A 14,697-nucleotide genomic window follows, 5' to 3' on the forward strand; every position below is an offset into this window, starting at 1 on the left:
TCATCTTATTTACAAATGGTGTACATTTTAGATGAAATCGTGACAAAGTCGAGCCTTTATGAGGAAGTTTCACGTCGAAAATCATACTCTGTAGTTTTAAGTCAGAGGGGATGTGTGAACAGAAAAAGCTCGGGCGTTGCCGAGCGGTCTGTCGGCGGGTTTTTTCATGCCCTGTAAGTAGAACAAACCGTTTTGCTCAAAAAAATACTCTTCACAGGGAAGAGTGTCTCAAAAATGTATCCATTGCTTTCAATAGAATAGCACGATTTACTCTTCCTTGCAATCAATACGCAAAGGTTCCAATAATCAGTTTACTCTTCTTGTTTCATGAAAAACAGCACTTCACTAAACCAGTCTTCGCAATCATCGCTGTAGCAGATCAAATGCTTACCGGAATCAGAGTGGATGATGCGTTTATCAAGAGAGCCGATATTTTCGTAAATAAAGTCTGCAGCAGAAGCCGGAACAATGCCATCTTTTTTGCCTTGGACAATGCACACCGGAATTTTGATCGTTTTATAATAAGGTTCAACCATTTTAACCACCCGCAGAAATTCAACAGCGGAACTGACAGGGGTATGCGTCAATTTATACTCATAGAGATGGAACAGCGGATTTTGTGCGAGACGCCCATTGATGGCATCGGCTGCCGCTTCTTTGACTTCTTTCAGCATTTGGGCGGCGCTAATGTATTTGGCAGCGGCGCTCAATAAAACAAGGCGCTCCACTTTGTAGCGCAGCGATAAATACATGGCAATCAAGCCGCCCATTGAAAAACCGACAATGATGACGCGGTCGACTTTTTTCTTCAACTTCCGCATCGCGAGCTCCGCTTCCATCATCCAGTGCTCCGCTGTCATCTTCTTCAAGTTGAGTTTTTCGCCATGCCCCGGCAATGTCGGCACTTCCACTGTCCAGTCTGTATGCTTTTTTATATAATCGGCAAAGGGCTGCACTTCAAAAGGGCCGCCTGTAAAGCCGTGGATGCACAATACGCCTGTCTTCAAAACTGCTCCCCGCTTTCATTTCAAGATAAACAGAAACTCTGCTGGGCGAGAAAAGCTCCCTGCCCAGCAGAGTTTCTTATTGCCCGGTAAAAGGCTCGATAATATGTTCCAAGGCCATGCCGCGTGATCCTTTGACCAAGATGATGGAATCCGGCGTGATTTTTTCTTTAAGCAGTGAAACGATAGGTGCGTAATCGTCTTCGCTCCATAAAAGCTCCCCTTTAAACGAAGGGGCCATTTTATCATAGAGCCATTTCATACGCGGTCCGTATAAGCAAACTCCGGCAATATCTTCCGTAATATTTTTTGCTAAGGCTTCGTGGTAAGCTTGTTCATTTTCTCCAAGCTCCAGCATGTCGCCGAGGACCACCCATTTATCGTCTTTCATCGTCGTTTCGCGGATGAAATTCAAAGCGGCATTCATCGATGACGGTGCGGCGTTGTAAGCATCGTTGATAAACGTAGCGCCTTGTTCCGTTTTGATGATCTGCATGCGCATGTCTGTGAGCGCTGCATCTTTGAGGGATTTGCGGATGTCTTCTTCTGAGAGACCAGCTTCGAGTGCTACCAGGATCGCAGACAACGTATTCTTCACTTGATGCTCGCCCAGTACCGGAATGGTGAAAGCCGCATCAATAATTCCGCTGACCAGGAAACTGCTGCCGTTCTCAGTCGCTTTGATATCCGTTACAGTCAATTCGTTATTGTCGTCAAACCCGAAAGACACGGCCTGCGGAAAGTTTTCCACGAACGGAAGCAATAACGGTTCATCGCCATCATAGAAAAGCTTGCCGTGGCTTTCAAGTCCGGCTGTAATTTCAAATTTCGCCTGCGCAATGCCTTCTCTTGATCCGAGATCCTGCATATGCGCTTCGCCAATATTGGTGATGATGGCATAATCCGGGCGTGCAAGTTCCGATAAGAACTCAATCTGCCCAAATCCGCTCATGCCCATTTCCAGGACAGCGAACTTTGTATCTTCATCCAACGACAGAATCGTCAGCGGCAAACCGATTTCATTGTTGTAATTGCCTTGGGTTTTTTGGACTTTGAAATACGGTTTCAAGACACTCGCCACTAAATCTTTTGTTGACGTTTTCCCGTTTGAGCCGGTGATGCCGATAACAGTGACCGATAGTTCATCGCGGTAAGCTCTGGCCATTTCCTGCAAGGCAGCTTCACAGTCATCTACCATCAATAGCGGAAGGTTTTCAGGCGGGTTGGGTTCATCGCGCTGCCATAAGGCCGCAGCGGCTCCCGCTTCAAATGCCTGTTCTACATATTTATGTCCGTTGACGTTTTCGCCGCGGAATGGGATGAATAGATCACCCGGCTTCAGCGTTCTTGTATTGATCGAGGCACCTGTCACCTCGATGCCTTTAAAACTCGTCTTCGTCCCAAGCCATTTCGCAATTTGTTCAATCTTTTTTTTCATTCGGCTTCTCCACTCAATCTATTTTAACTTGTAGTAATTGCTTTTCCTCATGGCGTTTGACCGCAAGTTCGATCAGGCGTTCAATCAGCTCCGGATAAGGCAATCCTGTATTTTCCCACAAAAGCGGGAACATGCTGTAAGGCGTAAATCCTGGCATCGTGTTGACTTCATTGATCAATAGGTCATTTTCAGCAGTAACAAAGAAATCCGCACGGACAAGCCCGGAACAATCCAGAATTTTGAAAGCTTTCTTAGCAGCAATCACCAATTCTTCGTACACTTCCGCGTCCAGTTCCGCCGGGATGATCATTGCCGTATTGCCGTCTTTGTACTTCGCCTGGTAATCATAGAACGCTTTCAGCGGCTTGATTTCTCCGGCAACCGAACATTCAGGCACATCGTTTCCGAGAACGCCGATTTCGATTTCTCTTGCCACAACGCCTTGCTCCACGACGATTTTGCGGTCGAACTTCAAGGCCTCTTCAACAGCCGCCATCAATTCCTCCGTGTTCTCTGCCCGGCTGATGCCGACGCTGGATCCGAGATTCGCCGGTTTTACAAATACCGGCCATTGCAATTCGCTCTCGACTTTGTTTACCCAATAATTCGAATCAGCTGCCCAATCTCTGCGAATAAAATAAACATAAGGCGTTTGTTTCAAGCCAGCAATTTCAAATAATTGCTTCATGACTACTTTATCCATACCCGCTGATGAAGCAAGTACTCCATTCCCCACATACGGCAGATTCAAAACTTCCAGCAGCCCTTGTACCGTACCGTCTTCGCCGTTTGGCCCGTGAAGAAGCGGGATAATAACTTCCAGACTTTCTTCTTGTTCACTTGGCAGAAACCCGGAAATGTCATTTGGAGAAGAAGTCTCTTCACTCAATTGAAGCTGTTCAATGCTTTGGACAGGCCTTTCAAGCATCGCGCCTTTTTTCCATTCGCCTTCATGTGTAATGTAAATTGGGAAAACTTCGTATTTCTCGAAGTTCAATGCTTGGGTAACGGCTTGTGCAGTGGATAGCGAGACTTCGTGTTCCGCTGACTTGCCTCCATATAATAAACCGATTCGTTTTTTCATTCTGAAAAACCTCCGCTAGTATGTAAGCCTGAAATTTTGGCTTGTGCATTTGTTAAATTCTTTTTGCATAATGACTAGTTTATCACGAACAACGGAAGACGAAAATTTTTTTCTGTTAACCGCCAAAGATTTTCAAGCCAGTTACCCCTGCGATGATGCATGCCAAGAAAAATAATTTTGCCGGCTGCCGGCTTTCTTTAAAAAACAGCATGCCGACCACTACACTGCCTGCTGCGCCAATTCCGGTCCATACCGCATAGCCGGTGCCGACTGCAATTTCCGTCAGCGCCAGGGACAGTAGATAGAAGCTGAGCGCTCCACTCAAAATAGTCAGCGCCGTAAACTTTTTCACTTTAAAGCCATCGGATAATTTCATCGTTGTGACAAACGCCACTTCAAACAATCCGGCGATCACCAAAATCAGCCACGCCATTCAGAATCGCCTCCTTCACCTGCCGCTTCTTTCCCGTCCACGACTTTCAATCCAATAATCCCGAAAATCAGCAGCCCTAAAAAAGCGATTTTTTCAAAGCTGGCGTTTTCGCCAAACAGCGAAATCCCGAGTACAGCCGTGCCAGCTGCCCCAATTCCTGTGAAAACGGCATAAGCCGTCCCAATTGGAATAGCAGCCATCGCTTTTGCAAACAATAGAAAGCTGACGACGATAAACAATAAAGTAACGATCGATGGCCCGACGTTGGTAAAGCCATCCGCAAACTTCAATCCAATTGCCCAGACGACTTCTGTCAATCCGGCAATCATCAAATAGATCCACGCCATATTTTTTCACTCATTCCTTTCTCTTTCCGCGGCACGATACCTTAAGCTTCTTCAAAAAAAATAACCCTCGTTTCCGAGCGTTATTTCCATTGCTTCGTTTTGCGGTCAAATACAATCTTCCGGGTGACGTCCTGCTTCGTGTAGTGTTTGATGTCCGACCAAAATTCATCCAGAAACGAAATTTCCTCTACGGACCGAATGTGCAATTCGATTGTATTTTTCGTTTTTTCAGGATCGGCCAAAGAAATCAAAGCGCCTTCACGGTAGTCACGTTTCAGCGACTCCAGAATTTCCCTCGGCAATTCCGGCACCAAATCACGCGTTTTGCGGCGCCAGAAGTTCTGCCCTGACGTTTCTCTGCGAATCACTTGGGTAAAATAATTCCCCACCAATTCGTTCAGCCTCTCCAAATGGCGGAAGTAAATCTTCGTCGTCTGCTCTTCTTCGCTGGACAGATAAACAAATTCGTTTTGCAGCGTCGAATAAAAAGGCGGGCGCACCGTTTCTTTTTTGTGGCCAATGTAGAGAAGCTCCGCCTGTTCTTGCGGCGTCAATGAATTTAACTGCCTCTCACTTTTAAAGTCGATCCAGCAAAACTCGCTTTTCTTATTCAGCCAAGCTTTCCGAAGCTGCGCATATTCTTCCTCTGCGACAAACTCCATATAAGTATGCATATTAAACGAAGCATCGTCATAAGTATGCTTTAATAATAAAAGATTTTTCGGCATTTTCATCGCATCGATAAAATGAGCAAAGGTGAGTCCGCTGAAAAGAGCGAATTGATCCGCGTCATTTAAATAAATATATAAGTGCTGTATATAATAATCCGCGTTTAACGGTTTTTTCACCATATTCCCCACTCCATTCTCCTCAACTATTATACGACCATTCCACCGAAATATGAAACATCCTAGCTCTATTTGCGTCATTACTTTTGGTATAGGCATATTCGAAGGGAATACGTTATAATGTAATCCGGCTTATAATAATAAAAAAGTACAGGTGAACGCTCATGCAAACGAATAAAAGCTTCGCCGATCGCATTGATTGGCCGTTAGCTTTCATATTATTCCTATTTTTCGTCGTCAGTTTAATGGCGATATCTTCCGCGCAAACCGCTGGAATATATCCGACCAACTTTGTCCCGCGGCAAGCAGTTTTTTACGTAGTTTCAATCGGCATGATTTCTGTGCTTATGTATTTTGATTCAGATCAATATAAAAAAATGGCTTACTACCTTTACGGCTTCGGGATTTTCCTGTTGTTTGTCTTGATGATTTCTCCAAGCGGCCCAGGGCAAATTGCGGAACCGGTCAACGGGGCGCAAGCCTGGTTCCATACACCCGTCGTCAACCTTCAGCCCGCTGAATTCATGAAAACCTTCTATATACTCGCCATGGCCAAAATGATTTCCGCACATCACGAAAAAAATCCCTTGAAAACCTTGAAGACGGATTTTGTCCTTCTTGGAAAAATCGGCGTCATGCTGTTTATTCCGCTGGCCTTTATCATGACCCAGCCCGATCTTGGGACTGCGCTTGTATTTATCGCGATTACGCTCGCTTTAATCGTCGTCGCAGGCATCTCTTGGAAAATCATCTTGCCAAGTTTTGGCGGAGTAGCGGTCATTGGAGGAACTCTTTTATGGATGGCCGTCTACATGCAGGACTTCCTTTCCAATGCTCTGGGCATCAAGCCTTATGCACTTGCCCGGATTTACACGTGGCTCGATCCGTATGAGTATGCAGATACGGACGGCTATAATTTGATTGCTGCCATGAACGCCATCGGTTCCGGCGAAGTTTTCGGCAAAGGATTCCAGGGGCGTGAAGTATATGTGCCCGAAAACCACACCGATTTCATCTTCACGGTCATTTCGGAAGACTTTGGTTTTATCGGCGCCAGTGCCGTCATTATTTTGTTCTTTATGCTGATTTATCATTTGACCAAAATTACGCTGGAACTGAAAGATACATTCAGCACTTATGTATGCGCCGGCATCATCGCCATGATTACGTTCCACGTATTCCAAAACATCGGCATGACCATCCAGATTTTGCCGATTACAGGAATTCCGCTTCCGTTCATTAGCTACGGAGGGAGCTCGCTGATCGGGAATATGCTCGCTCTCGGCATTGTTTTCAGTATGAAATTCCACCACAAAACTTATATGTTCGGCAACGAGAAAGAAGCCGAATAACGAAATACCAACCTATTCTCCACATAAAAACTCCGACGCCCTGCGCCGGAGTTTTTATGTTTGCGATTGGGTTTGCGGCAATGCTAATGCTCTAAAGAGTTCTACACGCGGTTTTGTGATTTTTGCTTGGATTCCCAGTTTCGATAAATTTGAAACGATTTTGCGAACTTCTACTTTTTTCGCCATCCAGATCACCTCTTTATGTTTTAGTTATTTATTAAGACGTTAGCCAAGTTGCCTAGTTTCGTTTAAATCACATAATGTTTGACTTTTCTGTGTCTCTGTTATAATACCATCATTTCAAGTTTTTAAACTTATCATTTTGATGACAAAGTAAATAAATTGTGAAGAAATCCGTTTCTTTCATTTGCAGCATTTATCCATCTCCGGAACAACTTAGTTGTTCCACTTTCAACTCTTTGGAAATTCGTTTGTCGCCCGGTGAAAACAAAGGTAAAATGGCACCAAAGCCTTTATTTTAGAAAGCAGGAATTTTATCAATGAAGAAAACCATTCTTTTACTGATGTCCGTGCAATTTTTCGTCTATTTGGGATTCGGCATCATTATTCCCGTACTGCCTGAAGTCGTCGTACAGCAAGGCTATTCCGATATCCATGTCGGCGGCCTGATCACCATTTATGCCCTCTCTTCTTTTTTCACCGCACCGTTATGGGGGCGGTTGTCTGACCAGACTGGCCGAAAAAAACTGATCTTAGCCGGCTTGGCCGGCTTTGGCCTGAGCTTTTTCCTTTTCTCGCTGTTTCTTGATCACCTCGTGTTGCTTTATGCCTCGCGGGTCATCGGCGGATTGTTTTCCGGTGCCCTATATACGGCCGTCACCGGCTATGTGGCAGATATTACAACAGACGAAGAACGCAATAAATACATGGGGCTGCTCGGCATGTCGATCGGGCTCGGCTTTATCTTCGGGCCTGCAATCGGCGGTGTGCTCGGAGCCGTTTCCTTGTCGCTTCCTTTCACCGCTTCCGCTGTTTTGGTGCTGCTGTTGATGGTCTATGCAAGCCTTGTATTAAAAGAGCCGGTTCGCCAAGGCGAAGCTGTAAAGCGGAAACTTTTGCCGAAAGGCGGCAGTCTTCTTTGGCAATACCGGATCCGCTATCTGTTCCTCTTTTCATTTGCGGTCACCTTTTTATTGGCAGGACTGGAATCGACGTTTCAATTGTTCCAGATTGACCAGATTGAAATCACTCCGCTGCAGCTCGGCTATCTGTTCATGGCGAGCGGATTTGTGGATGCAGCGATTCAAGGCGGCGTCGTGCGCCGAGTCAAAGATGGCACTGAAACCAAATGGATCATCGGGGCGCAAATTGTGACGGCGATCGGCTTATTGATGCTGCCATTCACCGATAGCCTACTCTTTGCAGGCGTCGCACTAAGCGTGTTCACAGCCGGCAACGCATTAGCCAGAACCGTCCTTGTTTCGCTCACCTCCAAAGAATCCGGCGGAAAATACGGAACGGCAGCCGGCATGACTTACTCCATGGACAATATGGGGCGCATCATTGGTCCGCTCTTTTTCACCTGGCTCTTGACGATCCAATCCGGTTCCGTGTATTACTTATCCGCATCTTTGGCGCTGCTCAGCATTTTGCTGATCGTGCTTTACCGCGGCTCGGCTAAAACTTTAAAAAACCAGTAACTGAAGCTCGCGAGGCCAATGGCTTTGCGACGAGCTTGCGCAGGAGCAGCTGCTGCAATTCAACCAGTTTTTCGACACGCTGAAAAAGCAAGCACCTCTTCATGAGGCGCTTGCTTTTTTGTCCTTTATTTTAAAGAGGGGTGCCGCCGTTGATGTGGATAACTTGCCCTGTGACATAAGAAGAATCGTCGGATGCCAAGTAAACATAGCCAGGCGCCAATTCATCCGGCTGCCCTGCACGGCCGAGCGGCGTGTTTTTGCCGAACTCTTCTACTTGATCCGCCGGGAATGAGGCTGGAATCAGCGGCGTCCAAATCGGTCCTGGCGCTACTGCGTTTACCCGGATTCCTTCCTCTGCGAGCGATCCTGAAAGGGCGCGCGTAAATGAAAGAATCGCACCTTTTGTCGATGAGTAGTCGATCAACGTCGGCATTCCTTGATAAGCGGTAATGGACGTCGTATTGATGATTGAACTTCCCGGCTTCAAATGGTCGAGTGCCGCTTTCGTCAAATGGAACATCCCGAAGACGTTGGTCCGGAAAGTCCGCTCCAATTGTTCCGCCGTGATATCTTTCAGCGAGTTTTGAAGATGCTGCTCGCCGGCATTGTTAACCAACACATCCAACTTTCCGAATTCGGAAATTACTTTTTGCACCGCTTCCTTACAAAAAGCTTCATCTCCGATGTCGCCCGAAATCAATAAGCAGCGCTTCCCTTCTTGCTCCACGTGCTTTTTGGTTTCTTCCGCATCTTCATGTTCATCCAGGTAGGCAATGGCGACGTCCGCCCCTTCTTTTGCAAAAGCCACGGCAATGGCCCGGCCGATGCCGCTGTCGCCTCCTGTTATCAATGCCGTTTTTCCAGGAAGGCGCTGCGCTTTCCCAGCAAGGTTTCCGGTAAAGTCCGGTTCCGGCGTCATTTCCGATTCAAATCCCGGTTGCCGTTCCTGCTCTTGTGCGGGTAAATTTTCTGGTTTGTCTTTTTCCATTCTAACGTCACCCTTTCAGATTGATTTCATGTTCTAGACTTTTCCCGTTCCTTTCTTCTCTAAACATGAAAACCAGCCAAAAAGCCGCACTCCCGGAATCAAACCGGAAGTGCGGCTTTACTTTTAAAGGACCGGTTTCGCCGGCACATTGCCGCCAAGCTCCGGATAAGCTTCTTTCAGTATGCTCGCTCTCATCATATAGGCCGTTAAGATGACCAAACAAATGCTGCTTCCCCACACTACATATTGGGCCGGCACCAAATCATACAATAAGCCGAACAGTAAATAACCGAGCGGCATCATCGCCATCGCCATCGATTCCAGTATGCCGAATACGCGGCCGCGGTATTCTTCATCCACATCTTTTTGCATCATGACTCCGATTGGCGTATTCACACAGACATTCGATAAGCCGAACGACAGCATCAATATAATGAAATAAGCGACGCTCACTTTATAGGACATGTGAAGGACTAACGGGAAGGCCAAGGCAGCCAAAAGCACCGCCATTACTAAAATGGCTCTTTTTGAAAACAACAGCGGAAACTTGACTTCTTTTCGGATCGAGAAGTAAATGGACGCTAGAAGCATGCCGACCGCCACCATTGATTCAATGATGCCGAAATGGGTCGCTTCCACTTTCAATTGCTGAACCGCAATGAACGGCAAGCCGATCATCATGGCAGAGAAGAAGAAGTTCAGCCCGATGGCTGTCGAGACGATGACCATAATGACGCGGTTGGTGCGCATATATGCGACGCCTTCCTTCATTCCCTGGATGATGGATTGCTTTTCGCCGTTTTCTGTTTTTGGAGCCGCTTTTGTAAATAGCCTGAAATTCATCGTAGCTTCGAGCACCAGCGCAACAGCGTAAGCTGCGATTTCAATGAGGAGAAAGACATTCATCGATACAAACCCAAAGAGCATTCCGCCAATGACCGGCCCTCCGATGGCTGCAATGGAAACAGCCGATTGGTTGAACCCCATCGCTTTTTGGATGCGGTCCGGATCGATCAAGTTCGCAATCGAAGCGGAGAACGTCACGCCATTGAACATTGAAAATACCGATACCAACGCTGTTGCGGTATAAATGGCTGGCAGCGAAAGGCCAAATGCCAAGCTATAAATCAATAATCCGCTTACCGCTGCTATTCCGCCAAGCTGAGACAAGATGATCAATTTCTTCTTGGAATAATTGTCTGCGGCATATCCTGCGAGCGGCCCGAGCAAAGAACGCGGCAAAATACTGCAGATCAAATTGACCGCAAAATTCGCGGCCGACCCAGTGAGCGCCAAGACATACAAACTGATCCCAAAAGCATAGACACTGCTGCCGAATGTGGAAATTAACTTACTGATGGTAAAAGTGTAAAGATGGTAGCCCGCCCGTTTGATTTTTGCTGCTTCTGACATTTTTTCATCCCCTTTGAAAAAAAGTTTAATTTAATTAAACAAAATATAACACGCCAAAACTAGCATCGCAAGAAAAAGTTTAATATAATTAAACTAATATTAAAAAGAGGTGAATCAATTGGAAACTTTAGGTGAACGCATCCGGAAACTGCGCAAGGAAAAAGGGTTGACCTTAGAGGCACTTGCCGGCAGCGGCCTGACTAAAGGAATGCTGAGTTTGATCGAAAACAGCAAAGCCAATCCTTCCATGGAAAGCTTATCTTATATAGCCGAGCGATTAGATATAGATAAAAATGAGCTATTGGCAGAAATTCCGACCAGTGAATTGCGTGAGCTTTTGCAGGAAGTCGAGAAAATGTATCGAATTGAGGCTGGAAATTTCACTGAAGGATTTATTCATATAGCTGAAAAAATCGAACCTTATGTGGCTTCCCTGCCATACCGCTACGAATCTGCCCGGCTTCTGGAACTTTACAGCCGGAGCCTATACTACGCTAAGAAAGAAGGCTGGCAAGCCCCTCTTTCCAAAGCGGAAGAAATGTACGAAGGGCTTCATCTGATGAACAACAGTGCGGATATCCACATGTTCCGCTCTACCCTTAAATTCAACGAACATCGCTACCATGAATCGTTAGCCATGATCCAGGAATCGCGGAAATCGTTTGAAGCGCGGGATGTGGTGTTGGATTCGTTAAAAAAACTGGATTTTGATTTTGTGGAAGCAATTCTGTATTTCGCTATTGGGGACGATGAAGATGCTGTACGCATTATAAATCAGGCTGTGAAGTATTCGAAAGAACATCAAATTTTCTATAAGATGAATGACCTTTACCGCGTCATGAGCTTTCATGCCATTTTGAAGAATGACCAGCAGATGAAAGATTATTACGTCCATAAACTTCGGCTGTTTGCCGAGTTCTCAGACGACGAAAAAATCACCATTACCTTGGATCTGCTCGAAGCCCATTATTTAAATTCTTTTACCCACGAATACGAAAAAGCGGAGGCAGTTGTCGACCGAAACCTGGAAAAATACAAAGAAGATGAAATTTCTCAATTCTTTCTGGAAAAAGGAAAAGCGTTGTATGGCCAAGGACGCAGTAAAGAAGCGCTCGGCTGGCTGAAGCGCCATAAGATTTGGGAATTCCTTCACCATCCGTATGACCTGGCGATGAATTACGAAAAAGATGCATATATGGCTTTGATCTATGAACAGCAAGGCCAGCATGAACTCGCAGTCGAGCATGCCCGCATCGCTAAAGAAAATATCCTTCCGATGCCGGAACTTCCCTACAAAAAATTCATCTTGGACGTCTACCGCCAAATTGGAAACTGACACAAATAAAAGCCTGCCGAAAAAGAATCGGTCAGGCTTTTATTTTGTTTCCCTGCTTTATATAACGTTCGTGGAATTTCATCAGCTGCTGCCAATCCGCATCAAAATCCGGTTGGATGCAGGATACTTGAAACAAGTTCTTTTCCTGAAGGTAAGAACTCGACCCATGCAGTTCCAAACCCGATAAATGCGCATCTAGAGCAAAATGTTCATAAGGATGCTCCGCTTTAAATGTAATAGCAGTCGGAAACCCTTTTCCGAGCAGCGGCCAATCGGCTGTATCCCGCTTTACCTTCTCTAAACGCTCGGCTAATTGCCCATACCGCTCCGGGTACGCATCTAGCGCAAGCGAAAAACTTTTCAGCAAAGCATATGAAAAAGTATACGGCACTTTATCGCCATAATGGCCCAAATCGAGGTAAGCCGGCAGCTTTAGATCCGGCAGAATATTGTGCCCGGCAAAAACGATGGCCAGTCCACTGCTCGTTCCGACCGCTTTTCCGCTGACCGCTGTCGCAAGCCATGCTTTTTTAAAAGATACCGGCACTGCACCAAAACTGCTGACGGCGTCGACGCACAGTTTGACTTGAAGGCGTTCGCAAATCGCGGCTAAGCTTTCGAAATCATTGAGCACTCCAGTCGACGTTTCCCCATGTGCCATTAACAGCCAGCCATAATTTTGCCGCTGCAGCTGTTCTTCGATCGTATTCGTTGAAAATTCTGCTCCCCATTCCTGTTCCAGGGCGTCAAAATTCAGTTGCCATCTGTCCGCCTGCTCTTTTAGCCGCTTGCCAAACTCCCCGTTCACCAGAATGAGTCCGCGGCTTCCGAGGCGGCTTATTTGCGCAAGCATGGCTTCATTCGCAAGCGTCCCGCTGCCGAATAGAAAATACGGATGGGAGCCGGCCACCTCTTTCAACTTTTCTTTCACTTCTTCAAATACGGCCTGAAAAGCGGCAGAACGATGGGAAACAGGCGCTTCGGCAAACGGAGCCGCAAGCGGCGCCGTTAGTTTTACAGGTCCCGGCAAAAATAGTTTCCGTCCCGTCTGGAGCCGCGAAGCGACAGAGGCTGCGTACCGGCGGCGCGTTGTCGCCATCGGCACAAATACGGCCTCTCCCGTTCCTACAGGAGGGGCAATCGGCTGAAAGCCCAATTGGCCGTATAATTTCAATTGCCGCGTCGTTCCCGAAATAACGGCCGCATCAAATCCTTCGGCGTAGCAATAATCCGAGAGGGCACGGGCCATCAGGAAAAACACGCGGCCATTCCGGTGCTCTTTCCGGACAGCCATCAATCGGATTTCGCAAATGTTACGAGAATCCGGCAAATACTGCTCTACTTTACCGATTTTCCGATCCAATGAAAAAGGGCGTTCCGAGCGCAGGGCAATCATTCCCACAAGCGTTGAATCCGCCAACACAATTAAATACGTATTTTGTGCATGGAAAGGGTCTATCCTTATCCCTGAACCATCTCTTTCATGCTGCGGAATTTCTTCAACGAAGGTTTCATAATTCAATTGGGCAATCGCATGGAACTCTTCCTCGCTTCGGGCAATTTTGCACCAGTACACAGCCATTCCCTCCCCTATTCGCGTTCGAAAATCTCTTCTATTCCATAGAGACTCAAATCAATATCCAAAGGTTCCCCTATTGCCAGCTTTGCTAATTGTTGGCCTAAGAAAGGCCCTGCTGTCAGGCCCGATGACCCTAAGCCATTCGCTGCAAACAGATTGGCATGGCCCGGCACTGGCCCAATGACCGGCAAGGCACTTTGGATTGATGGGCGAAAACCGGTCGCGGCTCCTGTCCATTCAGCTGCCGCCAATCCCGGAGCGGCATCCAGCGTTTTATCGAGTATGTGATGGATGCCTCCAGCCGTTAGCTTCGTGTCAAACCCGGCATCGTTTTCGTGCGTCGCACCGGCAACGATCCGCCCATCAGAAAACGGCACAATGTACAATCCATAAGGCACCATTGCCACCGGCCAATCTTCTGTCGGTGCCCCTTCAGCATGCAGCTGAAGAATTTGCGCTTTTTGCGGCACCACTTTCATGTGAAGACCGAGCGGTTCGAAAAGTTCGGCCGCCCAAGCACCGCCCGTTGAAACGATGCTGTCCGCATAAAATTCACGTCCGTCCGCCTTTACCCCGACCACTTTCGTTCCTTCTACAACCAATTCTGCATGGCCATGGACTTTTTCCGCTCCCAGTTTTACTGCTGCCCCGATCAATGCATTACGGACAGAATGCCCTTCGACTCTTGCTGCGCCGCTGACATAAAGGGAACCATACGACCCGGTTGCGAAAGGAAAGCGCTGTTGCGTCTCTTCCGGCGAAAGCCGCTCCACTTCTCCCATTTCCGGCGCTTCTTCCCGGCGTTCCCGTGCCTTTTCCTCCATTTTGTCCAATTTGCTGTCCTCATGGATGCTGACGATGCCCACTTGCTTATAGCCTGTTTCCTGCTGGCCAAGCGCTTCCAACGCCTGGATCAGTTCAGGGTAGTAAGCCGCTCCATTTTTCGCAAGTCCGTACCATGCTTTATTTCTTCGCTGCGAAATCCAAGGGCAAACAATTCCTGCTGCCGCACCAGTTGCTTGTCCCGGATCTTCTCGATCGATTAATGTTACTTCTGCCCCTCGTTTTGCAGCTTCATATGCGGTTGACGCCCCTAAAATTCCGGAGCCGATAATAATTACTGACTTCATTTGAACACCCAGCCTCTAAAATTTCTTATCTTCATTTTACTGGAGTTGGCAGCCATACTCAAATGCCTCTGCCTGGAGATGGAT

General features: G+C 47.1%; 14 protein-coding genes. 3 read left to right on the forward strand and 11 right to left on the reverse strand.

Annotated features, from left to right (window positions below):
* Nucleotides 1-311: 311 nt before the first annotated feature.
* The 6 genes from MTR82_RS12805 to MTR82_RS12830 form a co-directional block, all read right to left on the reverse strand.
* Complete coding sequence (locus MTR82_RS12805) at nucleotides 312-1,007, reverse strand: alpha/beta hydrolase (protein ID WP_246809389.1); 696 nt, start codon at nucleotides 1,005-1,007, stop codon at nucleotides 312-314.
* A gap of 76 nt (nucleotides 1,008-1,083) precedes the next feature.
* Nucleotides 1,084-2,442 (reverse strand): UDP-N-acetylmuramoyl-tripeptide--D-alanyl-D-alanine ligase, encoded by a 1,359-nt coding sequence (locus MTR82_RS12810; RefSeq protein ID WP_052653137.1) that lies wholly within the window; start codon nucleotides 2,440-2,442, stop codon nucleotides 1,084-1,086.
* Between the two features lie 13 nt (nucleotides 2,443-2,455).
* Nucleotides 2,456-3,526, reverse strand: a complete 1,071-nt coding sequence (locus tag MTR82_RS12815; protein WP_246809390.1) for a D-alanine--D-alanine ligase — start codon at nucleotides 3,524-3,526, stop codon at nucleotides 2,456-2,458.
* Nucleotides 3,527-3,641: 115 nt separating this feature from the next.
* The gene (locus tag MTR82_RS12820; protein WP_246809391.1) at nucleotides 3,642-3,959 is read right to left on the reverse strand and encodes a DMT family transporter; all 318 of its coding nucleotides are present in this window, start codon (nucleotides 3,957-3,959) and stop codon (nucleotides 3,642-3,644) included.
* Nucleotides 3,947-4,306: a DMT family transporter gene (locus tag MTR82_RS12825; RefSeq protein ID WP_052653143.1), complete on the reverse strand. Its 360-nt coding sequence runs from the start codon at nucleotides 4,304-4,306 to the stop codon at nucleotides 3,947-3,949. The genes MTR82_RS12820 and MTR82_RS12825 overlap by 13 nt, the downstream gene beginning before the upstream one ends.
* Before the next feature lie 80 nt (nucleotides 4,307-4,386).
* Nucleotides 4,387-5,157, reverse strand: coding sequence for a hypothetical protein (locus tag MTR82_RS12830; protein WP_052653145.1), 771 nt, complete (start codon nucleotides 5,155-5,157; stop codon nucleotides 4,387-4,389).
* 161 nt (nucleotides 5,158-5,318) lie between these two features.
* On the opposite strand from MTR82_RS12830, the gene MTR82_RS12835 reads away from it, so the two are divergent.
* Entirely contained in the window at nucleotides 5,319-6,506 is a 1,188-nt protein-coding gene (locus MTR82_RS12835; protein ID WP_052653147.1) for an FtsW/RodA/SpoVE family cell cycle protein, read from the forward strand.
* A gap of 54 nt (nucleotides 6,507-6,560) precedes the next feature.
* On the opposite strand, the gene MTR82_RS17100 is transcribed toward MTR82_RS12835, so the two are convergent.
* Nucleotides 6,561-6,692, reverse strand: coding sequence for an Lmo0850 family protein (locus tag MTR82_RS17100; RefSeq protein WP_251477275.1), 132 nt, complete (start codon nucleotides 6,690-6,692; stop codon nucleotides 6,561-6,563).
* 314 nt (nucleotides 6,693-7,006) lie between these two features.
* On the opposite strand from MTR82_RS17100, the gene MTR82_RS12840 reads away from it, so the two are divergent.
* The gene (locus MTR82_RS12840; RefSeq protein WP_246809392.1) at nucleotides 7,007-8,167 is read left to right on the forward strand and encodes an MFS transporter; all 1,161 of its coding nucleotides are present in this window, start codon (nucleotides 7,007-7,009) and stop codon (nucleotides 8,165-8,167) included.
* 130 nt (nucleotides 8,168-8,297) lie between these two features.
* Here MTR82_RS12840 and MTR82_RS12845 read toward each other — a convergent pair whose 3' ends face one another.
* Together MTR82_RS12845 and MTR82_RS12850 are read right to left on the reverse strand one after the other, a co-directional pair.
* Entirely contained in the window at nucleotides 8,298-9,155 is an 858-nt protein-coding gene (locus MTR82_RS12845) for an SDR family oxidoreductase (protein ID WP_052653151.1), read from the reverse strand.
* Nucleotides 9,156-9,278: 123 nt separating this feature from the next.
* A complete protein-coding gene (locus MTR82_RS12850; protein WP_246809393.1) occupies nucleotides 9,279-10,568 on the reverse strand; it encodes an MFS transporter in 1,290 nt (429 codons plus the stop codon).
* A gap of 118 nt (nucleotides 10,569-10,686) precedes the next feature.
* Between MTR82_RS12850 and MTR82_RS12855 the strand changes: the two genes are divergently transcribed.
* The gene (locus MTR82_RS12855) at nucleotides 10,687-11,904 is read left to right on the forward strand and encodes a helix-turn-helix domain-containing protein (RefSeq protein ID WP_246809394.1); all 1,218 of its coding nucleotides are present in this window, start codon (nucleotides 10,687-10,689) and stop codon (nucleotides 11,902-11,904) included.
* A gap of 31 nt (nucleotides 11,905-11,935) precedes the next feature.
* Here MTR82_RS12855 and MTR82_RS12860 read toward each other — a convergent pair whose 3' ends face one another.
* Nucleotides 11,936-13,486, reverse strand: coding sequence for an aminotransferase class V-fold PLP-dependent enzyme (locus MTR82_RS12860; protein ID WP_425024023.1), 1,551 nt, complete (start codon nucleotides 13,484-13,486; stop codon nucleotides 11,936-11,938).
* An 8-nt stretch (nucleotides 13,487-13,494) separates the two neighbouring features.
* On the reverse strand, nucleotides 13,495-14,613 hold the full coding sequence (locus tag MTR82_RS12865) for an NAD(P)/FAD-dependent oxidoreductase (protein WP_246809396.1): 1,119 nt from the start codon (nucleotides 14,611-14,613) through the stop codon (nucleotides 13,495-13,497).
* Nucleotides 14,614-14,697 lie beyond the last annotated feature (84 nt).

The organism is Planococcus ruber (assembly GCF_022819085.1).
Classification (GTDB): Bacteria; Bacillota; Bacilli; order Bacillales_A; family Planococcaceae; genus Planococcus; species Planococcus ruber.